The 21,327-nt window shown below is 66.5% G+C and carries 18 protein-coding genes; 7 read left to right on the top strand and 11 right to left on the bottom strand.

All coding sequences use genetic code 11. The annotated features are described in order from the left end of the window. Positions 1 to 126: 126 nt before the first annotated feature. The 9 genes from Q4F91_RS08160 to Q4F91_RS08120 form a co-directional block, all read right to left on the bottom strand. Entirely contained in the window at positions 127 to 1,383 is a 1,257-nt protein-coding gene (locus Q4F91_RS08160; protein ID WP_303336555.1) for a Zn-dependent hydrolase, read from the bottom strand. After that, the gene (locus Q4F91_RS08155; RefSeq protein ID WP_303336554.1) at positions 1,367 to 2,593 is read right to left on the bottom strand and encodes an alanine--glyoxylate aminotransferase family protein; all 1,227 of its coding nucleotides are present in this window, start codon (positions 2,591 to 2,593) and stop codon (positions 1,367 to 1,369) included. The genes Q4F91_RS08160 and Q4F91_RS08155 overlap by 17 nt, the downstream gene beginning before the upstream one ends. 31 nt (positions 2,594 to 2,624) lie before the next feature. Next, entirely contained in the window at positions 2,625 to 3,362 is a 738-nt protein-coding gene (locus Q4F91_RS08150; protein WP_303336552.1) for an amino acid ABC transporter ATP-binding protein, read from the bottom strand. After that, positions 3,350 to 4,003, bottom strand: a complete 654-nt coding sequence (locus Q4F91_RS08145) for an amino acid ABC transporter permease (RefSeq protein ID WP_303336550.1) — start codon at positions 4,001 to 4,003, stop codon at positions 3,350 to 3,352. The genes Q4F91_RS08150 and Q4F91_RS08145 overlap by 13 nt, the downstream gene beginning before the upstream one ends. Next, entirely contained in the window at positions 4,003 to 4,683 is a 681-nt protein-coding gene (locus tag Q4F91_RS08140) for an amino acid ABC transporter permease (RefSeq protein ID WP_303336549.1), read from the bottom strand. Before Q4F91_RS08140 ends, Q4F91_RS08145 begins: the two co-directional genes overlap by 1 nt. Before the next feature lie 31 nt (positions 4,684 to 4,714). Continuing rightward, positions 4,715 to 5,533 carry a transporter substrate-binding domain-containing protein gene (locus Q4F91_RS08135; protein ID WP_303336547.1) on the bottom strand — a complete coding sequence of 273 codons (819 nt, stop codon included), beginning with the start codon at positions 5,531 to 5,533 and terminating at the stop codon, positions 4,715 to 4,717. 535 nt (positions 5,534 to 6,068) lie between these two features. Beyond that, on the bottom strand, positions 6,069 to 7,322 hold the full coding sequence (locus Q4F91_RS08130; RefSeq protein ID WP_303336546.1) for a Zn-dependent hydrolase: 1,254 nt from the start codon (positions 7,320 to 7,322) through the stop codon (positions 6,069 to 6,071). 188 nt (positions 7,323 to 7,510) lie between these two features. After that, the gene (locus tag Q4F91_RS08125; RefSeq protein ID WP_303336544.1) at positions 7,511 to 8,728 is read right to left on the bottom strand and encodes a M20 family metallopeptidase; all 1,218 of its coding nucleotides are present in this window, start codon (positions 8,726 to 8,728) and stop codon (positions 7,511 to 7,513) included. A gap of 88 nt (positions 8,729 to 8,816) precedes the next feature. After that, a complete protein-coding gene (locus Q4F91_RS08120) occupies positions 8,817 to 10,115 on the bottom strand; it encodes a M20 family metallopeptidase (RefSeq protein ID WP_303336543.1) in 1,299 nt (432 codons plus the stop codon). A 154-nt stretch (positions 10,116 to 10,269) separates the two neighbouring features. On the opposite strand from Q4F91_RS08120, the gene Q4F91_RS08115 reads away from it, so the two are divergent. Then, the gene (locus tag Q4F91_RS08115; RefSeq protein ID WP_303336541.1) at positions 10,270 to 10,986 is read left to right on the top strand and encodes a Crp/Fnr family transcriptional regulator; all 717 of its coding nucleotides are present in this window, start codon (positions 10,270 to 10,272) and stop codon (positions 10,984 to 10,986) included. An 87-nt stretch (positions 10,987 to 11,073) separates the two neighbouring features. Here Q4F91_RS08115 and Q4F91_RS08110 read toward each other — a convergent pair whose 3' ends face one another. Continuing rightward, entirely contained in the window at positions 11,074 to 12,573 is a 1,500-nt protein-coding gene (locus Q4F91_RS08110) for an FAD-dependent oxidoreductase (RefSeq protein ID WP_303336539.1), read from the bottom strand. 467 nt (positions 12,574 to 13,040) lie between these two features. On the opposite strand from Q4F91_RS08110, the gene thrC reads away from it, so the two are divergent. From thrC to clpB, 6 genes are all read left to right on the top strand, one after another. Next, entirely contained in the window at positions 13,041 to 14,489 is a 1,449-nt protein-coding gene (gene thrC / locus Q4F91_RS08105) for a threonine synthase (protein WP_303336537.1), read from the top strand. After that, on the top strand, positions 14,486 to 15,031 hold the full coding sequence (mobB, locus tag Q4F91_RS08100; protein ID WP_303336535.1) for a molybdopterin-guanine dinucleotide biosynthesis protein B: 546 nt from the start codon (positions 14,486 to 14,488) through the stop codon (positions 15,029 to 15,031). Before thrC ends, mobB begins: the two co-directional genes overlap by 4 nt. A 78-nt stretch (positions 15,032 to 15,109) precedes the next feature. After that, complete coding sequence (glp, locus tag Q4F91_RS08095; protein WP_303336533.1) at positions 15,110 to 16,315, top strand: gephyrin-like molybdotransferase Glp; 1,206 nt, start codon at positions 15,110 to 15,112, stop codon at positions 16,313 to 16,315. Between the two features lie 31 nt (positions 16,316 to 16,346). Beyond that, a complete protein-coding gene (gene moaD, locus Q4F91_RS08090) occupies positions 16,347 to 16,604 on the top strand; it encodes a molybdopterin converting factor subunit 1 (protein WP_303336531.1) in 258 nt (85 codons plus the stop codon). Positions 16,605 to 16,622: 18 nt separating this feature from the next. Continuing rightward, on the top strand, positions 16,623 to 17,081 hold the full coding sequence (moaE, locus tag Q4F91_RS08085) for a molybdopterin synthase catalytic subunit MoaE (protein WP_303336529.1): 459 nt from the start codon (positions 16,623 to 16,625) through the stop codon (positions 17,079 to 17,081). 161 nt (positions 17,082 to 17,242) lie between these two features. Further along, positions 17,243 to 19,849 (top strand): ATP-dependent chaperone ClpB, encoded by a 2,607-nt coding sequence (gene clpB / locus Q4F91_RS08080; protein WP_303336527.1) that lies wholly within the window; start codon positions 17,243 to 17,245, stop codon positions 19,847 to 19,849. A 233-nt stretch (positions 19,850 to 20,082) separates the two neighbouring features. On the opposite strand, the gene Q4F91_RS08075 is transcribed toward clpB, so the two are convergent. Beyond that, on the bottom strand, positions 20,083 to 21,198 hold the full coding sequence (locus tag Q4F91_RS08075; RefSeq protein ID WP_303336525.1) for an IS1595 family transposase: 1,116 nt from the start codon (positions 21,196 to 21,198) through the stop codon (positions 20,083 to 20,085). Positions 21,199 to 21,327 lie beyond the last annotated feature (129 nt).

Raw genomic sequence — 21,327 nt, 5'->3', positions numbered from 1 at the left:
CTGGGGGCAGGGCGTCGTGCGCCCGCGGCTCCACTCTGCTTTCATGAAAAAAGAACGGGCTGCATCCGGCGGGGAGCAGTCCGTCCAAGGGAGGTGATGGGAACCCGGTTTCTGACGACGCGGCCTTCAGTCGAGCCGCTCGTCGGCAAGGAGAAGCGTCCGGGCGAGCGCCTCGAGGCCCGCGCCCGCGTCGGCCGAGGTGATTGACTCGAGCGGCGAGTGACTCACGCCGTCCCGGCACCTCAAAAAGATCATCGCCATCGGGCAGAGCGCGGACATAGCCGCGGCGTCGTGCCCGGCGCCGCTCGGGATCGCCGGGACGGAGCCCTGCACGGCCTCCACGGCCTCCCCGACGCACTTCGTGAGGAGCGCGTCGCAGGCGATCGCCGTGGTGTCGAAGAAGCAGTCCTTCTCGCAGGTGACGCTCCGTTTCGTGCAGATCTCCTCGAGCGCCGCCATCACGGCGTCGTTGAGCCGCACGAGAAGGGCGTCGGTCGGCGCGCGCAGGTCAATGCGGACCGTCGCCTCGCCGGGGATGCAGTTCACCACGTTCGGGTGGAGCAGCACCTGACCGGTCGTCGCGACGACGCCTTCGCCGATCTCCTCTGCAATGCGCTCGAGAGCGAGCGTGAACTCCGCGGCCGCGCACCCGGCGTCGTGCCTGCGGCCCATCGGAACCGTGCCGGCGTGTCCGGCGAATCCATGGAACCTCACGGTCCAGCGCTTCACGGCGGCGATGGCCGTGACGCGCGCGAGCGGAAGTCCGAGCTCGTCGAGGGTCGGGCCCTGCTCGATGTGAAGCTCAAGGTAGCCGGCGACCGAGCCGGGGTCGCGCCTCATCGCGGCGACCTTCTCCGGGTCGAGCCCGAAGGCGAGGAGCGCTCCGCGCACAGTGAGACCGTGCGCATCCCTGCGCTCGAACCAGTCCGCGGGCCAGCCGCCCGCGAGCGCGGTGCTCCCGAGGTAGGTGATGCCGAAGCGCACGCCCTCCTCGTCGGCGAAGCCGAGAATCTCGACGGGGTGCCTCAGGCGCCGGCCCGTCGCGCGCAGATGCTCCATCACCTCGATCGCCGTGACGACGCCGAGGCAGCCGTCGTACGCCCCCGCGTCCACGACCGTGTCGAGGTGCGAGCCGAGGAGGATCGGCTTCGCAGCCGGGTCCGTGCCCTCGAGGCGCCCGTGGACGTTGCCGACGGCGTCGACCTTCGCGACAAGTCCCGCGGCCTCCATCCAGCCGACGGCAAGGCGGTCGGCGGCCTTCTGCTCGGGCGAGAGGTAGAGGCGGGCGATGCCCGCCTCGCCCATGGAGGAGCACTTCGCGAGCTCATGGAGGCGCGCCATGATGCGCGCCGCCCCCTGAAGCTCCTCAGAGACCGGCGTCATCGCAGTACTCCCAGGCGGCGCGCACGGCGGCGCCCGCGGTGAGCCTGTGGCCCATGCGCAGGAGCACCGACTCGAGCGCGGCGAGCGTCGTGAGCACGCAGTCGCGCCGGGCGTTCGCGCCCATCGTGCCGATGCGCCAGATCCTCCCGCGCAGCGGCCCGAACGAGGAGCCGATCTCGAGGCCGAAGTTCGTGAGGAGCGCCCGCTGCACCGCGGCGCCGTCGATGCCCTCGGGAATGACGACACCGAGCACGTTGTTCATACGGTGCGAGAGGTCGCCGAAGGGCTGTAGGCCCATCGCGCGCACGCCGGCGAGCAATGCCTCGCCCGCCCTGCGGTGGCGCTCCGCGGCCGCGGCGACGCCCTCGGCGACCAGAAGCCGCGCGCACTCGTGCGCCGCGTAGAGCGCCGTGGTCGCCTCGGTGTGGTGGTTGAGCCTGCGGCTGCCCCACCACTCCATCAGCTGCACCATGTCGAAGTAGTTGGACGGGATCACCGGGTCCGGGCCGTCCTCGTCCGAGCTCTCGCGGCTCCCGAGCTCGATCGAGGTGCGCCGGCGGCAGAGCTCCTCGTAGCGCGGGCTCACCGTGACGGGCGAGGTGCCCGCCGGGCCGCCGAGGCACTTCTGCAGGCCCGCCGAGACGGCGTCAAGCCCGAGCGCGTCGACGGGGAGAAGATTGCCGCCGAGCGTCGCGGTGGCGTCCGTGTAGAAGAGCGCGCCGTACTCGCGGCAGAGCTCGCCCACGCCCTCAAGCGGCTGGAGCATCGTGGTCGAGGTGTCGCCGTGGACGGTGAGGAGGATCCGGGGATGGCACTTCCTCAAGCCCGCCTCGATCTCCTCGAGCGTGAACACTTCGCCCCAGGGACGATCGATCACGGTGACCTGAGCGCCCGCGCGGCGTGCGAGCTCCGTGAGCAGCATCCCGAACCGGCCCGCGCTCGCGACGAGCACCGGGTCGCCCGGGCGGATGATCGAGATGAGGAGCGCCTCGATGCCGGCGCGCGAGGTGCCGTCGACGAGGAAGGTCTGCCTGTTCCCGGTTTCGAAGACCCGGCGGTAGAGCGCCTGCGTGTCGTCCATCAGGGCGAGGATCGCCGGGTCGTACTGCCCGATCATCTGCTGGCTCATCGCGCGCAGCACACGCGGATCGGCGTTGACGGGGCCCGGCCCCATCAGAAGGCGCGCGGGCGCGCTGAAGGCTTCCTGCATGACAAAGCTCCTTGAACGGAGAGAAAAGGAATCAGAGTGCGCCGCGCACGCGCGAGATGAAGCTCTCGAGCTCCGGGGTCTTCGGGTGCGCGAAGATCTCCTTTGCCGGGCCGTCCTCGTGGACGCGCCCCTGGTACATGAAGATCACGCGGTCAGCGACGTCACGCGCGAAGGCCATCTCGTGCGTGACGAGCACGAGGGTCATGCCCTCGCGGGCGAGGCTCTCGACGACCTTGAGCACCTCGCCGACGAGCTCCGGGTCAAGCGCCGAGGTGATCTCGTCGCAGAGCAGCACCTTCGGCTTCATCGCAAGCGCGCGGGCGATGGCGACGCGCTGCTGCTGGCCGCCCGAGAGGCCCGAGGGATAGTAGTCCTCGCGCTCGGCGAGGCCCACCTTGGCGAGCATTTCCTTGGCGATCGCGCGGCACTCCTCCTCGGGCTTCTTCAGCACGAGCCGGGGCGCGAGCATCACGTTCTCGAGCGCCGTCATGTGGGGAAAGAGGTTGAACTGCTGGAAGATCATGCCCATCGAGCGGCTGATCTCCTGCGCCTGGTGCTCGTTCGAGGTGATGGTGATGCCGTTGAGCTTGATCGAGCCCTCCTGGTACTCCTCGAGGCCGTTCATGCAGCGCAGCAGCGTCGACTTGCCCGAGCCCGACTGGCCGATGATGGCGACCACCTGGCCCTCCTCGATGTCGAGGTTGATGCCTTTGAGCACCTCATTCGTGCCGTAGAACTTGCGGACTTCGGTGATGGTCAGGAGCGACATTTGAGTTTTCCTTCGAGATGGTGCGCGCACCAGGAGAGCGGGAAGCAGAGGAGGAAATAGCCGAGGGCGCAGAGGCCGTAGATCTTGAAGGGCTCGAAGGTGGCGTTGGTCATCACCGTCGAGATCTTCGTCATCTCCTCGAAGCCGATGATCGAGGTGAGGGCGGTGTTCTTCACGAGCTGGACGAGGAAGCCCACGGTGGGGGCGAGCGCGATGCGGGTGGCCTGCGGGGCGATCACGCGCACGAAGGTCTGCGTGAAGGTGAGGCCGAGCACGCGGCAGGCCTCCCACTGGCCGCGCGGCAGCGCGTCAATCGAGCCCTTCCAGATGTCGAGCATGAAGGCGCTCGCGTAGAGCGTGAGGCAGAGCCCCGCGGCGGTCCACGGACTCACTTCGATGCCGATCAGCGGAAAGGCGAAGAAGACGAGGAAGAGCTGCATGAGGACGGGCGTGCCCTGGAAGAGGTCGATGTAGCCCTGCGTGACTTTCTCGACCGCCCCGCGGAAGCAGAGCCTCGCCCAGAGGAGCAGAGCGGTGACGACGGCGCCGCCCGCGAACGCGAGGATCGAGAGCAGCACCGTCCAGCGCATCGCGAGAAGCAGGTTTCTCACGATGTCCCAGGTGGTGAATTCAACAAACATCAGCAGCCTCCCTTGAAGATGCGGCGGCCGAGCGCGAGCATGCCGCGGCGCATGAGAACGGCGAGCGCGAGGTAGAGGAGCGTCGCGATGAGGTAGCACTCAAAGGAGAGGAAGGTGAGTGACTGCGCCCAGTTCGCCGCGTACGTGAGGTCCTGCACCGAGATCTGCGAGATGACGGCGCTGCCGAGCATCACGAGGACGCACTGCCCGACCAAGGCCGGCCACACGCGCTTCAGTGCGGGCGGCAGCACGACGCGCAGGTAGGTGTGAAGGCGCGAGAGACCGAGCACACGCGCCGCTTCCCACTGGCCCTTCGGCGTCACCGCGATGCCCGCGCGGACGATCTCGGTCGCGTAGGCGCCGAGGTTGAGCACCAGGGCGAGAATCGCCGCCGAGACCTCGTTCGTGAACTGGAAGCCGAGGCTGGGAAGTCCGAAGAAGATGAAGAAGAGCTGCACGATGAAGGGCGTGTTGCGCACGATCTCCACATATGCAGTCCATGGGTAGTAGAGCGGGTTGCGGCGTCCGCTGTGGCGCACGACCGCGCCGGCGATCCCGAGCATGATGCCGAGGACCGTCACCACGGCCGCGACGCCGGCGGTGAGGAGCACTCCGTGCGTGAAGACGCCCGCGTATTCCGCAAGACCCTCAAAGTTGATGGTGTAGCTTGGCGCGGCCATGACGGACGTCCTCCTCGCTTCTCACAGATGATCAGTACGTGACCTTCTCGGGTTCCTGGGTGATCAGGTCAGCCGGGATCGGGGCCTTCAGGAACTCCTCGGACCAGCGGTTGAGCTCGCCCTCGTTGAAGGCCTTCGTGATGGCCTTGTTGACGGCGTCCTTGAGCGCGGGCTCGTTCTTGTTGAGACCGACGAAGCAGGGCGACTTCCTCAGGAGGAACTTCGCCTCGGGCTTGCGGTCAGCCTTCGCGCGGTCAACGAGCGCACCGGCCACGAGGTTGATCGTCGCGATCATCTCGACCTGGCCGGAGAGGTAGGCCTGGCTCGTCGTGTTGTTGTCCTCGTAGCGCTTGAGAACCGCGTCCTTCGGGGCGAGCGGCGTGATCATCTGATCCTCGACGCCGCCGCGGGTGAAGCCCACGGTGTGGCCCGAGAGGTCGGAGGGCTTCTCGACCTTGACCGAGGCCGGGCCGAAGACGCCGAGGAACGTCGGGCCGTAGGCGATCGAGAAGTCGATCACCTTGGCGCGGGCCTCGGTCTTGCCGAGGGTGGAGATGACGATGTCGGCCTTGCCGGACTGCAGGAACGGAACGCGGTTGGCGCCCGTCACCGGAACGAGCTTCACCTTCACGCCGAGTTCCTTGGCGATGTAGGCGGCCATGTTGATGTCATAGCCCTTCAACTTCATGTCCGGGCCGACGAAGCCGAAGGGCGGGTAGTCCTGCGGAACCGCGACGCGCAGTTCGCCCGCGCTCTTGATGTCGGCGAGCTGATCCGCGCTCGCGCTGAGGCTCGTGCCGAGGGAAAGGACGCCGACGGCGAGGCCGAGAAGGAACTGCTTGCGATTCATTTTGTTCACTCCAATGAACTTGAGGTTCCCCTGTGGGGAAAGAGGGAGGGGCCGGGGTTCGGGCGCCCCGTTCTGACAGGGCTTTGAGCAGAGACCGTGCCAATGGGGTGAAGGGGGTTAATGTAATGAAAATTAAGGGAAAATTTAGAAAATAAGATGAATCGCCAAGTGGATAGGGAGGTTCTCCGAGTGGGTAGATTCCGGGGGAGGAAAAATCTCGGCCGGACGGATTGCGAATTCAGGTTTCCGTCGTGATCCGTCGCATTTGTGCGCCTCTGGTGCGGTGCTGAAAATGCGTGGTGCGGACGCGCACCGAAGCGGCACCGAAGGACCGGATTCCGGGGAGCCGCCGCCAGCGGTCGGCTCTTCTTCTCAGCAACGGTGCGCCCTGCACATCGCCGGAGCGCGGGTGTGCCGTCATTGAGCGCCAGTCGAGAGACGCCCTCAGGACGGCGCATTCCATATGAAAGGAGCGCACATGCCTGAGGCAGCACGCTCCGAAAAGAGGAGGGGCAGGGCGGGGCGGAATCTCCGATCAGAACCTTTGATCGGCGAGGACGAGCGCCTCGAGGAGCGCCTCGTACCCGGCGGTCACATCCTCCTCCGGGACGTTCTCAAGGGGCGAATGGCTGATGCCTCGCTCGCAGCGCACGAAGATCATGCCCACGGGGGCGATCGCCGCCATGGCGCCCGCGTCGTGCCCGGCGCCGCTCGGCATGCTGACGAACCGCCCGGTGACCGATCCCACTGCCTCGTCGATCACCGCCGAGACCCGCGGGTCGCAGGGAACCGACGGCACCTCGAAGTAGCAGTCCTTCGTCACGGCGATGCCGCGGCGCTCGGCCTGGGGGAGAAAGGCTGAGAAGACCGCCCGGTCGAGTTCGTCAAGGAGCGCGTCGGTGGGCGCGCGCAGATCGACGCGCATGAAGGCGCGGCCGGGAATGCAGTTGACGACGTTCGGGTGCAGCCGCACCTCGCCCGCGGTGGCGACGACGTTCTGCCCGATCCGGAGGGCCTCGCGCTCGAGTGTGAGCGTGAGCTCCGCGGCGGCGCAGCCCGCGTCATGGCGGGCCGGGATCGGCACGGTGCCGGTGTGCCCGGCCTCGCCCGTGAGCTCGACGATGTAGCGGCGGATCGCGCAGATGCTTTCGACCCGGGCGAGCGGGGCGTCAATCGCGTTCAGTCTCGGGCCCTGCTCGATGTGGAGCTCAATGTACGCGGCGACCGAGCCGGGGACGAGTTTCGCCTCGTCAGTGCGCTCGGGCGAGAGGCCGAACTCGGTGAGCGCCTCGGCGAGCGAGATGCCGTTCGCGTCCCGCCTCGCGAGCATCTCCGCGGTCCAGCCGGTCGTGGCGGCGATACTGCCGAGATAGGTGAGACCGAAGCGCACGCCTTCCTCGCCCGCGAAGGCGGTGACGACGACGGGGTGGCGGAGCTTCGTGCCGGACTGACTGAGCGTGCGCACCACTTCCAGCGCTGTCATGACGCCGAGGCAGCCGTCAAAGGCGCCGGCGTCGACGACCGTGTCGAGGTGCGAGCCGATCATGATCGCGGGTGCGTCCGGATCCGTTCCCTCGAGCCGGCCGAAGAGGTTGCCGACGGCGTCCTCGCGCACGGCGAGGCCGGCCTCGAGGAACTTCGCGCGCATCCAGTCATTGGCCCTGCGGTGCTCGGGCGTGAGGTACTGCCTCGCGATGCCTTTCTCGCCCATCGAGGAGATGCGGGAGAGGTCGCGGAGCTCGTCAAGAATGCGGCGGGCGGAGTGCCTGGCGGTGTCGGATTCGGTCATGGCGGAACACAACGGATAAGTGAGGAAGAGAGGGCAAGTGTACAAAGCGCCGCGGGGCCCGCACGCAGCGGGTCCGAAGCCTCTTGGAGCAGGGCGCGCGAGGACCGCGCCTTGTCGGAGGCGGACAGAAGAAAACCGCCCTGGGCCACGGGGCGTCAGAGCGGTTTTGAGTGAACGAATTTATCGGATCAGGCAGCAGGTGTCGCCGCCTGGGTGAGCGCCTCGAGACGCGAGCGGGTGAGCTCGGAGAGGTACCAGACCGTGGCGGGGAGCACCGCGTCGTTGAAGTCGAAGGCCGGGTTGTGGAGGACCTCCTCGTGGTCCTCGTCGCGCAGGCCCACCTGGATCATCGTGCCGGGGACGCGGTTGACGAACTCGGCGAAGTCCTCGCCCGCCATCGTCATCGCGGACTCGGCCCAGCCGTCGGGGCCGAAGAGCTCGCGGGCCATGGCCTTGGCGGCCGCGGCGGGTCCGGGGGCGTTGACGAGCGGCGGCGTGATGTGATCGATGCGCACGCTCGCCTCAAGCCCCTGCGCGGCGGCGATGTGCTCGGTCATGCGGCGCATCTCGCGCTCGATGAAGGAGCGGACCTCCGGGTCGAAGGCGCGGATCGTGCCCGAGATCGCGAGGTGGTCAGGAATGACGTTCGGCGTGTCGATGTCGCCCGCGCGGATGGCGCAGATCGAGAGCACGGCCGGATCGAACGGGTCGAGGCGGCGCGAGAGGATGGTCTGGAAGGAGGAGGCGAGGAGCGCGGCCGTCGTGATCGGGTCGAGCGCGTGCTGCGGACGCGCGGCGTGGGCGCTCCGCCCCTTCAAGGTGATGTAGAAGAAGTCGCAGGAGGCCTGGGCGCTTCCCGCGCGCACGCCGATCAGGCCCTTGGGGAGCGAGGGCGTGCCGTGCGCGGCGTAGATCTCCACGGGACCGTATTCCTCGAGGACGCCCGCGTCGACGACGCGGCGGGCGCCGCCGCCGATCTCCTCGGCGGGCTGGAAGATGCCGACCACGCGGCCGGGGAAGTCGCGGCGCTGCTGCAGCACGTCGAGCGTGCCGATCAGCCAGGCGATGTGCCCGTCATGACCGCAGGCGTGGGCGAGGCCGGGAGCGGCGCTCTTCCAGTCGGTGCGCGAGCAGTCGGCCACCGCGAGCGCGTCCATGTCCGCGCGCAGCGCGATCGTCACCCCGGGGCGGCTGCCCTCGACGACGGCGATGACGGCGCCGTGCACACGGTCAGCGGTGAAGTGAATGCCGCGGTCAACGAGTTCGCGGGCGATCACGCTGCAGGTGCGGATGGTGCCTGAGCCGATCTCAGGATGCTGGTGAATGTCGTGCCGGATGCGGGCGAGGGTGTCGCCCATGGCAAGAATGTCGGCGGGCACGCGGTCAGCGTGGACGTATTCGGTCATGGTGAAAAACTCCGGGCCTGGTCTGAGGGCCTCGGGCTGAATTATTCACTGTTTTCCCCTGAAGAGGGGATGCCGGGGCGGGACTGCATCACTCTGAAACCTTCCGGGCCGCCGAGAGAACCTCAAGGCGGGAGCGGGCGAGCTCGGAGAAGAACCAGACGGCGGCGGGGAGCACCTCATCGTTGAAGTCGAAGGCCGGGTTGTGAATCTGCGCCCGGTGCTTCTCGTCGCCGAGCCCCACCTGAACCATCGAGCCGGGGACGCGGTTGAGGAACTCCGCGAAGTCCTCGGCCGCCATCAGGAGCGGGGTGTCGAAGGAGGCGCCGGACCCAAGCGTTCTCTCCACGGCGGCGCGTGCTGCGGCGGCGGGGCCCGCCGCGTTGATGAGGGGCGGGGTGAGTCGGTCGAAGCGGACCTCGGCCGTGAGGCCCTGGGCCGCGGCCACGTGCTCGGTCATGCGCCGGATCTCGGTCTCCACGAGGTCGCGGACCTTCGGCGAGAACGTGCGGACGGTGCCTGCCATCTCGAGCGTCTCGGCGATGACATTGGGCGCCTGAAGGTCGCCGCCCTTCACGGCGCTCACGGTGACGACCGCCGGTTCGACGGGATCGACCCTGCGGGAGACGATGGTCTGGAGCGACGAGGTGAGGAGCGCCGCGGTCGGCACCGGGTCGAGCGCGTGCTGCGGCATGGAGGCATGCATGCCGCGCCCCTTCAGGGTGATGCGGAAGAAGTCGCATGAGGCCTGCGAGGGCCCGGCGTGCACCCCGATCGTGCCCTTGGGCGGCTCGGGCGTGGCATGACCGGCATAGATCTCGGCCGGGGCGAACTCGTCGAGGACGCCGGCCTCGATCATGCGGCGGGCGCCGGTGCCGATCTCCTCTGCGGGCTGGAAGATGCCGACCACGCGGCCGGGGAAGTCACGGCGCTTCTCAAGAACCTCGAGCGTTCCGATGAGCCAGGCGACGTGCCCGTCGTGGCCGCAGGCGTGCGACCGGCCGGGAACCGTGCTCTTCCACTCGATGCCGGAGAGGTCCGGCATGGCGAGCGCATCCATGTCCGCGCGCAGCGCCACGGTCGCGCCCGGGCGGCTGCCTTCGACCACGGCGATGACCGCGCCGGGGAAGCGCTCGAGGTCCGCGCGGATGCCGCGCTTCTCGAGCTCTGCCTTGATGACGCCGCAGGTCCGGGCGGTCTCGAAGCCGAGCTCGGGGTGGCGATGAAGGTCACGGCGGATCTCGACGAGTTCGTCGCCGAGCGCGAGGATCTCGGCGGGCACGCGGTCGGCGTGGACCCAGCTCACTGGAGCGGGTTCCGCGGCGGAAAGCGACAGAGGGAGCGCGAGGGCGGCGCCGAGCAGCAGCGGGAGGAGACGGGAACGGAGCATCTGAACCTCGGGGGAGACTTGCATTCCCTGATGATCAGGCATTGAGCCCTGAGGCTGCAATGGGAGGTTTATCCCGGATATCCGATATCCTTTCAGGACAGAGACAATTTCCCCTCGGGACACGTGTTTTCCCGTTGCTCTTCATCCCTTCGCCATGAGACGAATCTTCACGCCGCTCCCTTACTTCCTTCCCGCCGAGCCCGAGCCCTTCGTGAAGCTCTTCCGCGAGCACGGGGTTCCCCGCCTTGTGAAGAAGGGCGAGTTCCTGAAGCGCGGCGGCGAGGAGCAGAAGCTCTTCTTCCTCGAGGAGGGGCTCTGCGCCTACTACGCCGCCGAGGCGCTCGATCACCGTCCGATGGTGATCTCGGTGATCCTGCCCGGGCGCGTCATGGGTGACATGACGGCGAGCATCCGCACGCGCTGCAACGTGTTCACGCGGGCGCTGAAGAACTCCCGCGTGCTCACGATCCCGCCCGAGGTGCTCGCGCACGCGATCGAGGTGGATTCCGATCTAGCCGCGATCGAGATCCGCAGCATCATCGCCAAGGAGGAGTCGCTCCTTGAGGGCGTGGCCGCGAATTCGCTGCGTCCGCCCGCCGAGCGCCTGGTGATCTATGCGAAGGCGCTCTGTCGGAGCTTCGGCGTGCGGGCCGATGCCGACGGCTGGAACCGGCTGCCCCTCAAGCTTCCCGCGAAGACGATCGGAGAGGTGGTGAACCTCAACCGCGTGAGCGTCACACGGCTCCTCATTCACTGGATGGAGGTGGATGCCATCCGCAAAGACGGCCGGACGCTCTATTTCCATCAGCGGCTCTTCGACGCCGTGGATGACTGGCTTGAGAACCGCTCGCCCGTGGTGACGCTTCCCTGACGGTCTTTTTAAAAAGACTTCCCGCACAAACGAAACGGGCGCCCCATGAAGGGACGCCCGTCCGAGATTTATCTCAGCAGTGAAGGATTACTTCGCAGCCTTGATGTACTCCTCGGCGGAGTCAACGGCGATGCGCGCGGAGTTGACCGCGAAGCCGACCGTCGAGCCGGCCATCAGGAGGTCATACGAGTCGCCATAGACGCCACCGACGTCGTTGCCGGCCGCATAGAGACCCGGGATCGGATCCTCTTCCTGCGTCACAACCTCAAAGCGCTCGTTGGCCTTGATGCCGCCCAGGGTGCCAAGCGAGCTCGCCACAGACTTGATGGCATAGAAGGGGCCGGTCTTGACCTCGCGCATGTACTTCGGATCCTTGGCGAACTCCTCGTCGTGACGGATCGCGCAGGAGGCGTTGTAGGTCTCGACCTGCTTCTTGAGCTTGGCGGGATCCATGCCGGTGATCTTGGCGAGACCATCGAGCGTGTCGGCCTTGAAGGCCCAGCCGGCCTTGACGGCGGCGTCCCATTCCTTCTCGAAGTTGACGAGCTTCGTGGAGACCGGAACCATCACGCCGACGCCGAGGTCGATGCCGCTGTCCTTCTCCATGTGGTCGAGGGTGTTCTGATCATAGACGACATACATCGTGCCGCCGATGCGCTCCAGAGCGTTGCCGGCGAACGGCCATTCCAGCATTATCTGCTCGTTGCAGAAGCGCTCGCCCTTCGGCGTGAGCCAGAGGTGCGGCTGCTTGGCAGTGGCGCTCACGTGGTTGGTCGTGGAGACGCCGCGGGGACCCGGACGGTAGGAGGCCTGAACTTCCGTGCCTTCCTTGCCGCCGCCGACGGCCCAGGCCATCTGGATGCCGTCGCCGGTCTTGCCGGTCTGGGCGAGGCCGTCAGAATTCGCGAAGCGGAGATACTTCTCGCGCATCTCCTTGTTGTCGAAGAAGCCGCCGGTCGCGATGATGGTGGCCTTCGAGCGGATGGTGATCTTGTCGCCGTTCTTGTTCGTGGCCTCGACGCCGACCACCTTGCCGTTCTCGGTGATGAGCTTCTGGCCCCAGGTGTTCAGCAGAAGGGTCTGGCCGGCGTTCTTGTACTTTTCGATGAAGTTGTTGATCCAGCCGGCGCCACGTCCTTCGTAGATATGCCAGGTGTAGAGGCCGTTCGGGTAGTTCGAGAAGAGCTTCTCGAACTTGACGCCGTTCTTGATCATCCAGTCGATCGTGTCGCTCGAGCGGTTCACGAAGGCGCGGACCATCTTGGCGTTGCCGCGCCAGTGGCCGTAGTTCATGATCGTGGTGAAGGCCTGATCCTTCGTCAACCCGTAATTCCAATCCTTCTGCATCTGGCTCTCGACGGCGAAGATGCCCTCGGAGAACTTGCCGGTGCCGCCGACCATGGCGGACTTCTCGAGCGTGACGACCTTGAGGCCCTTCTCGGCGGCGGCCCAGGCGGCGGCCGAGCCGGAGGCGCCGGCGCCGATCACGACGATGTCGGACTCATAGGTCTGGTCGGCGGCGAGGGCGGGGTTCATCGCAAACATGACCGCGGCGGCGGCCGCGGCGAGCTTGAAGCTGGTCTTCATTTGCTGTCTCTCTCTTTTGGTGGGCTGCTCATCCGGGGAGCAGCGGTTCTCTCCCGAAGGCGCCCGGGCGGCCCGGAAACCTTCTTGCACTCGATTATCGGAGCCGAATTTTTTCGGGTCAGTAGTGTGGACTACAGATTTCGAACTATTTTTCCGGTTCGGAACTAGCCCAAAGGAGGTGGTAGTTCTCTCTAGGCGGTGTTCCTGAAAGGGTTTTCCGCCACTTTTGAAGTACCCTCATCGGGACTTCAAGGGCTTCTTGTTCAGGTAGGATAAGCGGCGTATCCTGCGGTTCTCTGCCCTCCGCCTCCCGAACCGGAAGCCGTGGGCCGCTTTTCATATTTCAGGCATGACCGGGACCACACCGAGAATGACGCCGCTCGCCCTCTCCGACGAGCCGGGCGCGCGGTGCCCGGGTCCCGGGTCCGGTGCCGGACAGACACCTACCAGGTAAGGAGATATCAGCAATGCTTTACGTATCGACGCGCGGTGCCGCCGAAGGAAAGACTTTCGCCGACATCGCCTTTGAAGGCTTCGCCAGCGACGGCGGCCTCTACGTTCCCGAGTCCTACCCGCAGTTCACCGCCGACGACATCGCGATGCTGCGCGGCCGCGACTTTCCGAGCATCGCCGTGGAGATCCTGAAGAGCTTCTGGACGCAGATCCCTGCGCAGAAGCTCTGGGAGATCTGCCGCGACGCGTGGCAGCCCGCCAACTTCACCCACGGCCGCGATCCCTTCAAGGCGCACGACGTCGCCCCGATCAAGTGGCTGCGCGATCACGTGGGCCTCTACGAGCTCGCCAACGGCGCGACGCTCACGTTCGACGACTTCAGCCTTGAGTTCCTGAAGCGCCTCCACGCGAAGCACCTCGGCACGGAGCCGAGGAACTTCACCCTCGTGGGCGCCACGACGGGCGACATGGGCGCCTCCGCGCAGTTCGCCTTCGGCGGCCGCAAGGACACGCGCATCGTGCTGCTCTCGCCCAAGGGCCGCATGTCGAAGTTCCAGTCCGCGCAGCTCTACTCGAACCAGGACGAGAACGTCCTCAACCTCGAGGTCGACGGCACGTTCGACGACTGCCAGGAGCTCGTCTACGCGCTCCTCTCGAACAAGGAGTTCAAGGAGGCCAACTCGCTCGGCGCCGTCAACTCCTACCTCTGGGCGCGAATCGCCGTCCAGGTCGCGTGCTACTTCTACGCCTACGTCCAGGCGTCTAGCTCGAACACCGAGCAGATCGTCTTCTGCGTTCCGGGCGGCAACTTCGGCAACGCCTTCGCCGGCTACGTCGCGAAGAAGATGGGCCTGCCGATCCTGCGCCTTCTCGTCGCCACGAACGAGAACGACGCGATGGACGAGTTCCTGCGCACGGGCGTCTACAGCCCGCGCCCGGCGAGCGAGACCGTCGCCACGTCCTCGCCCTCGATGGACATCTCGCGCGCGGCGAACTTCGAGCGCTTCCTCTTCGAGATCCTCGGCCGTGACGGCAAGCGCGTCGCCGAGCTGATGGACGACCTTGAGAAGAACGGCAGGTTCGAGCTCACGAAGGACGAGTTCACGAAGGTCCGCCGCTCGGGTCTCGCCTCGGGCACCTCGAACCACGCGAACCGCCTTGAGATCATCGAGTTCCTCAACATCGAGTTCGCCACCACGATCGACCCGCACACGGCCGACTGCCTCTACACGGGCGTCTACCTCCATCCGGTCGGCGTGAAGACGGTGTGCTTCGAGACCGTGCAGGCGGTGAAGTTCCCGAAGATGACGCAGCAGGCGACCGGCGCCACGGTGCCGCTCCCCGATGACTATGCCGATGTCTTCGAGCGTCCGCAGCGCAAGGTCGAGGTTCCGGTTGACCTCGAGGTCGTCCGCCGGAAGGTGGTCGACTTCGCTTCGAAGCCCTTCGAATCCGCCGAATGACCTCCGAAACCGCCCGTCCCGACGGGCGGCGGAAGCCCTTCTGCATCGGGCTTCTCGGCCGCTCCGGGGCGGGAAAGACAACACTGGGCTCACAGGTGCTCGCGGCGCTCACGCGCCGCGGGCTTCGCGTCGTGGCGCTCAAGGACGCGCACCACGGCGTTGACCTTGACAAGCCCGGCAAGGACACCTGGCGCTACCGCGAGGCGGGCGCCGAACGCGTGATCCTGCGCACGGCCGAGCGCTGGACGGTCATGTCCGAGACGCCCGAGGGCCCCCCGCCCGTGGAAATGCTCATCGCGCTCGCGGGAGATGCAGACATAGTTCTCATTGAGGGCTTCAAGCACGAGGGCGACTTCCCTAGAATTGAGATCCGCCGAAGCGCGGTTTCCGACGCCCCGCCCATCTCCACTCCGGACCATCCGCCCGCAGCCTTTGCGACGGACTACCGTTTCGAGGGGTTCGAGGGGGTTCCGAGGCTCGATGTCAACGATCCGGAAGCCGTCGCGGACTTCATCGAGGCGCTCAGCGCCCGCCGCGCCTGACGCCTTCCCCTCGGGGGAGGCCGCGGCGCCATTCCGGGCTCCTGAAGTCAGGACCCGGACAGACAAGGACGAAATTTCATGATCACATACGCCGAGGCGCTTGCCCTGCTGCTCAAGGACGCGCAGCCCATCTCCGAGACCGAGACCATTCCGCTCATGTATTCCACGGGCCGCGTGCTCGCCGAGGACGTGACGAGCACGATTGACGTGCCGGGCTGGGACAACTCGCAGATGGACGGCTACGCGGTCACGGCCGCGGATCTTGCCGCGGCTTCCGAGACGAACCCCGTCCGTCTCCAGGTCTCCGAGCGCATCGTCGCCGGCAGCACGGGCGACGCGGTTCCCGCCGGCACCTGCGCGCGCATCTTCACCGGCGCGCCGATGCCCGAGGGCGTCGACACCGTGGTGCCGCAGGAGGAGGTGGAGCGCGACGGCGACTTCGCGGTCTTCCGCAACGCCCCGAAGGCGGGCGCCTGGGTGCGCCGCCGCGGCTCCGACGTCGCGGCAGGGAGCGTCATCCTGCACCGCGGCGACCGCATGACGCCGGGCGCGATCGGCATGACGGCCTCGATCGGCCGCGCCTACGTGAATGTCTACAGGAAACTCCGCGTCGCGGTCTTCTTCTCCGGCGACGAGCTCGTGCAGCCGGGCGAACCGCTTCGTCCGGGCGGAATCTACAACTCGAACCGCTACATGCTCCGCAGCCTCCTGCAGCTCCTCGGCTGCGAGGCCACTGACCTCGGCAGCATCCCCGACACGCTCGAGGCGACGAAGCGCGCGCTCGAGCATGCCGCCGAGACCTCCGACGTGATCCTCACCACGGGCGGCATGTCCGTGGGCGAGGAGGACCACATCAAGCCGGCCGTCGAGCAGCTCGGCCGCATCGATCTCTGGCGCGTGAAATTGAAGCCCGGCAAGCCCCTCGCCTTCGGCGCCGTCAAGGACGTGCCCTTCGTGGGCCTTCCCGGCAACCCGGTCTCGGGCTTCGTCGTGTTCCTGATGATGGCGCGCCCCTTCCTCATGCGCCGCATGGGCCTCTCGAAGGTTGACCTGTCGCCCCTGAAGATCCGCGCCGACTTCGACTGGAAGAAGGCCGACGTGCGCGAGGAGTTCGTCCGCGTGCGCCGCAACGACGAGGGCGGGCTCGATCTCTACCACACCCAGAACTCGCAGGTGCTCTCGAGCTGCGCCTGGGCCGACGGTCTCGTCGACATCCCGGCCGGCACGACCATCGCCCGCGGCGACATCGTTCACTACTATCCGTTCGCGCAGTTCTTCGCGTGATTGACCCCCGCACGGAAAAGGAACATTACCGATGAAAATCAAGGTGCTTTATTTCGCGAGCCTGCGCGACGCCGTCGGCCGCGGCGAGGAGACGGTCGAGCTCCCCGACGAGTCGACCACGCTCGCGGGCGTCCGTGACGCGCTTGTTGAGAAGGGCGATCCCTGGGCCTTCGCCTTCAGGAACCTCAAGCGCGTCCGCGGCGCCGTGAACCAGGACATGGCCGAGGACGACGCGGCCGTGAAGGACGGCGACGAGGTCGCCTTCTTCCCGCCGGTGACGGGCGGCTGACCGAGAAGGAGAAGAGCGGTGAGCATCACCCATATCCGCGTGGGCACGGAGGACTTCTCGCTTGACGAGGAAATCGCGCGCGTCCGGGCCGAGAGTCCCGCCGCGGGCGGCATCGTCTCGTTCGTGGGCGTCGTACGCAACCGCAACGAGGGCACGGCCGTCTCCCGCATGACGCTCGAGCACTATCCCGGCATGACCGAGAAGGCTCTGGCGAAGATCGTCGACAAGGCCCGCGAGCGCTTCCACCTGATTGACGTGATCGTCATTCACCGCGTGGGGCCGCTCGAGGTGGGCGACCAGATCGTGCTCTGCCTCGTGAGCGCCGCGCACCGCGGCGAGGCCTTCGAGGGGTGCGAGTACATCATGGACTGGCTGAAGACCGAGGCTCCCTTCTGGAAGAAGGAGGAGACCGAGGCGGGCAGCCGCTGGGTGGACGCCCGCGAGAGCGACGAGCACGCGAAGGCCCGTTGGAGCTGATTTCCGGCTTGTAAAGCCCTGATTTTGTTACGAAACGTTTCAAAGAGCGCGTTCCGCGAGGATCGCGCTCTTGTTCTTTTCCCCACCCGACCCCATATAGGAAACATGGGTTTCGAAGATCCCGTATGAAGAGGATCTTTGAACAAGGAGAAAAGACAAATATGCGTCAGGACAAATTCACGACAAAGTTCCAGGATGCGCTGGGCCAGGCCCAGTCGATCGCGCTTGCCCATGACAATCAGGTCATGGAGCCGCTGCACCTGCTCTCTGCCGTCCTAGCGGACACCGAGGGCTCCTCGAGGAGCCTTCTCGAACGCGCCGGCGTCAACGTCGCGCGTCTCACGCGTGACGTGAACGAGGCGGTCGAGCGCCTGCCGAAGGTCTCGGGTCAGGGCGGCGACATCCAGGTCTCGCGTGACCTGGTGAACCTCCTCAACATGACCGAGAAGGAGGCGATGAAGGCGGGCGACCAGTTCATCTCGACCGAGATGCTGCTGCTCGCGCTCACCGCCGACCGCACCGAGGCGGGCAGGCTCGCCAAGGAAGCCGGTCTCGAGCGCCGTCCGATGGAGGAGGCGATCAAGGCCGTGCGCGGCTCGGACAAGGCCGACAGCGCGGACGCCGAGAACCAGCGCGAGGCTCTGAAGAAGTACACGATCGACCTCACGGCGAAGGCGCGCGAAGGCAAACTCGACCCGGTGATCGGCCGCGACGATGAGATCCGCCGCACGATGCAGATCCTGCAGCGCCGCACGAAGAACAATCCGGTGCTGATCGGCGAGCCGGGCGTCGGCAAGACGGCCGTCGTCGAAGGCCTCGCGCAGCGAATCGTCAACGGCGAGGTGCCCGATACGCTCAAGGGCAAGACCATCCTGTCGCTCGACATGGCGGGCCTCATCGCGGGCGCGAAGTACCGCGGCGAGTTCGAGGAGCGTCTGAAGAAGCTCCTGAAGGAGGTGACCGACCAGGCCGGCCGCATCATCCTCTTCATCGACGAGCTCCACACGGTCGTGGGCGCAGGCAAGACCGAGGGCAGCATGGACGCGGGCAATATGCTCAAACCTGCGCTGGCCCGCGGCGAGCTGCACGTGATCGGCGCGACCACGCTCGACGAGTACCGCAAGTACGTCGAGAAGGACGCCGCTCTCGAGCGCCGCTTCCAGAAGGTCATCATTGACGAGCCCTCCGTCGAGGACACGATCGCCATCCTGCGCGGACTGCAGGAGAAGTACGAGGCGCACCACGGCGTCGAGATCACGGACCCCGCGATCGTCGCCGCCGCCGAGCTCTCGCACCGCTACATCACCGACCGTTACCTCCCGGACAAGGCCATCGACCTGATCGACGAGGCCGCGGCGCGCGTCAAGATGGAGATCGACTCGAAGCCCGAGGCGCTCGACAAGCTTGACCGCCGTCTGATCCAGCTGAAGATCGAGCGCGAGGCGATGAAGAAGGAGACGGACGACGCCTCCAAGAAGCGCCTTGCGGTGATTGAGGAGGAGATCGGCAAGCTCTCCCGCGAGTACTCCGACCTCGAGGAAGTCTGGAAGAAGGAGAAGAGCGAGGCTCTGGGCGAGAAGTCCGTGCGTGACGAGATCGACCGCGTGCACCGTCAGATGGACGAGTACCGCCGTTCGGCCCAGTACGAGAAGCTCGCTGAGCTCCAGTACGCCGTGCTCCCGAAGCTCGAGGAAAAGTTGAAGCGCGCCGAGTCGGCTGAGAAGGCCGCCGAGGCGGGCGAGGCGAAGGGCGGCCCGAAGCTCCTGCGCACCAGCGTGGGCGCCGAGGAGATCGCCGAGGTCGTGAGCCGCGCCACCGGCATCCCGGTCTCGAAGATGATGGAAGGCGAGCGGCAGAAGCTCCTGCACATGGGCGAGGCGCTCGAGAAGCGCGTCGTCGGCCAGGACGAGGCCGTGAAGCGCGTGACCGAGACGATCCTGAGGAGCCGCGCCGGTCTCGCGGACCCGAACCGTCCGTACGGCAGCTTCCTCTTCCTCGGACCCACGGGCGTCGGCAAGACCGAGCTCACGAAGGCGCTCGCGCAGTTCCTCTTTGACACCGAGGAGTCGATGATCCGCATCGACATGAGCGAGTTCATGGAGAAGCACAGCGTCGCGCGTCTGATCGGAGCGCCTCCGGGATACGTGGGCTACGAGGAGGGCGGCTACCTCACGGAGGCCGTCCGCCGCAAGCCCTACTCGGTGATCCTCTTCGACGAGGTCGAGAAGGCTCATCCGGACGTCTTCAACGTGCTCTTGCAGGTGCTCGATGACGGTCGCATGACCGACGGCCAGGGTCGCACGGTGGACTTCAAGAACACCGTGATCATCATGACGAGCAACCTCGGTGCGCACGAGATCATGGAGATGACGGGCGAGCCGCACGACAAGGTGAAGGACGCCGTGATGCAGGAGGTGCGCGAGCACTTCCGTCCGGAGTTCGTGAACCGCATCGACGAGATCGTGGTCTTCAACTCGCTCGACCAGGCGCACGTGAAGGCGATCGCCGGCATCCAGCTCGAGAAGCTGCGCGCTCGCATGGCCGAGCAGCAGATCGGACTCGACGTGACCCCGGCGGCCCTCAATGAGATCGCCAAGGTCGGCTTCGACCCGCAGTTCGGTGCAAGGCCCTTGAAGCGCGCCATCCAGGACCGCATCGAGAACGGCATCGCGAGGCTCCTGCTCGAAGGCCGCGCGGCGCCCGAGGACACGGTCCGCGTCGACGCGATCGACGGCGACTTCGCCTTCGGGATCGAGAAGAAGGCCTGATCGCAGGGACTTCTGATCTCGTGACCGCATGAGAGAGGCGCTCTGCCTTCAACGGCAGGGCGCCTTTTTCACACTCATGAGAGATATGTTCTGCCTCAAAGTTGTTTTGAGACGGAAAAACAGCCGCGGCTTAAGCGATTCTTAGGGGAAGAAAGAAGCTATCAGACTGCGACGGACAATAGATAAGACGCGTATCCGGCGGAATTTGTGCTCTCATTTGTCCGGTACTGGTACTACTCCTGACGGATCCCTGATGAGCCGTTGGAAGGAGCCTTTTTTCCTACTTGAGACATACCCTCAAGTAGATCTCTGAGGAGCGACTTCTGCTCCGGAGAGAGGAGGGGGACGGCCTCGCGGGCCCCCACGCTGTGCGCGTCCGTCGCCGTGACCGCGGTCTCGGCGATCCCGAGGAGCATCTTCTCGAACAAGTCCTTCCTCTCGCCGCAGGACTCGAGGAACCCGTTCCAGGCGACGTAGTTGTTGAGGTACTTGGTCGCGACGCCGTGGAGCCGCCCGTTGACGAAGTCCTTCAGAGACTTTTCGAACGCCCGCACGCGCTCCGTGCTGCAGCCGCCGCGGGATGCGCCTTCCGCGCGTGCCCGCACGATCCGGTGCTTTCCCTCCGCGGCCCCGGCGAGAAGCCCGGGGTCGGGCGAGGTGAGGGTGGCGCCTTCGGCGACGCGGCCCTCCATGACCCGAGCGACGTCACGGGCCTGCGGGGCACCGAGGTTGCTCACGCGCCCCGCGAAGGCTCCGCTGCGGCTCACCGCGACCGGCACGCAGACCCGGGTGTCGGCCGCCTTCCTCGCGTCCCTGCCGGCGAGCGCCTCCGGGACGGGGCTTCCCTTGAAGGAGAGGTCGAAGAGGACCTGATCGACCTCCACGACGCCCGTGAGGACGGCGTTCTCTAGCGTCGCCGCGAGCGCGTCGAGGATGCGGTGGCGCCAGGCGAAGGCAGTCGAGAGGCTGATCGAGCAGATCCGCGCCGACTCCCGCAGGGACTTCCTTTCGCACATGCAGTGCACGTAGGCCTCGAGCTTCCCGAGATTCTTCCTGCGGCCGCGGCCGAGCACCGTGCGGGTGGCCGCCCCGAACGTCCGCCCGCACTCGCGGCACCGGTAGCGCTGCGCACCGTTCTTCTGCCGCCCGAAGCGGCTGACAGCCGTGGACGAGCACCAGGGGCAGAAGAGGCCGCCCGCGAAGCGCCTCTGGTCGAGCGCATCCCTCGGCTCCTCCCTCGGGAGGGCGGGGAGGGCCGCACCGCTCGCGGCGAGCTCTCTCAGTAGTTTCCCTAAGTCCTCGTCGGAAAGTTCGAGCAAACCGGCCTTCAGGGCTTCGATGTCCGTCATGGTTTCCGTCATTTAGCAACATTGTGGTGAAACATCATAACCCGCTCGACCGGGGCGCGGAAAAAACGCGGCTGAGGGCAGGTCTCGACTTTACATTCAGTTACATAGACCGTTTTCGGCTTGGGTTAC

It is taken from the genome of Sutterella sp. (genome assembly GCF_030539355.1).
Taxonomy (GTDB): domain Bacteria; phylum Pseudomonadota; class Gammaproteobacteria; order Burkholderiales; family Burkholderiaceae_F; genus Sutterella.
Note: the sequence above shows the minus strand (reverse complement) of the source record. Positions and strands in the feature narration are given on the sequence as shown.

Bases quoted from the DNA above. Each gene is read 5' to 3' on its own strand.
- Q4F91_RS08160 (WP_303336555.1), bottom strand. From the start codon at position 1,383: ATGACGCCGGTCTCTGAGGAGCTTCAGGGGGCGGCGCGCATCATGGCG.
- Q4F91_RS08155 (WP_303336554.1), bottom strand. From the start codon at position 2,593: ATGCAGGAAGCCTTCAGCGCGCCCGCGCGCCTTCTGATGGGGCCGGGC.
- Q4F91_RS08150 (WP_303336552.1), bottom strand. From the start codon at position 3,362: ATGTCGCTCCTGACCATCACCGAAGTCCGCAAGTTCTACGGCACGAAT.
- Q4F91_RS08145 (WP_303336550.1), bottom strand. From the start codon at position 4,003: ATGTTTGTTGAATTCACCACCTGGGACATCGTGAGAAACCTGCTTCTC.
- Q4F91_RS08140 (WP_303336549.1), bottom strand. From the start codon at position 4,683: ATGGCCGCGCCAAGCTACACCATCAACTTTGAGGGTCTTGCGGAATAC.
- Q4F91_RS08135 (WP_303336547.1), bottom strand. From the start codon at position 5,533: ATGAATCGCAAGCAGTTCCTTCTCGGCCTCGCCGTCGGCGTCCTTTCC.
- Q4F91_RS08130 (WP_303336546.1), bottom strand. From the start codon at position 7,322: ATGACCGAATCCGACACCGCCAGGCACTCCGCCCGCCGCATTCTTGAC.
- Q4F91_RS08125 (WP_303336544.1), bottom strand. From the start codon at position 8,728: ATGACCGAATACGTCCACGCTGACCGCGTGCCCGCCGACATTCTTGCC.
- Q4F91_RS08120 (WP_303336543.1), bottom strand. From the start codon at position 10,115: ATGCTCCGTTCCCGTCTCCTCCCGCTGCTGCTCGGCGCCGCCCTCGCG.
- Q4F91_RS08115 (WP_303336541.1), top strand. From the start codon at position 10,270: ATGAGACGAATCTTCACGCCGCTCCCTTACTTCCTTCCCGCCGAGCCC.
- Q4F91_RS08110 (WP_303336539.1), bottom strand. From the start codon at position 12,573: ATGAAGACCAGCTTCAAGCTCGCCGCGGCCGCCGCCGCGGTCATGTTT.
- thrC (WP_303336537.1), top strand. From the start codon at position 13,041: ATGCTTTACGTATCGACGCGCGGTGCCGCCGAAGGAAAGACTTTCGCC.
- mobB (WP_303336535.1), top strand. From the start codon at position 14,486: ATGACCTCCGAAACCGCCCGTCCCGACGGGCGGCGGAAGCCCTTCTGC.
- glp (WP_303336533.1), top strand. From the start codon at position 15,110: ATGATCACATACGCCGAGGCGCTTGCCCTGCTGCTCAAGGACGCGCAG.
- moaD (WP_303336531.1), top strand. From the start codon at position 16,347: ATGAAAATCAAGGTGCTTTATTTCGCGAGCCTGCGCGACGCCGTCGGC.
- clpB (WP_303336527.1), top strand. From the start codon at position 17,243: ATGCGTCAGGACAAATTCACGACAAAGTTCCAGGATGCGCTGGGCCAG.
- Q4F91_RS08075 (WP_303336525.1), bottom strand. From the start codon at position 21,198: ATGACGGACATCGAAGCCCTGAAGGCCGGTTTGCTCGAACTTTCCGAC.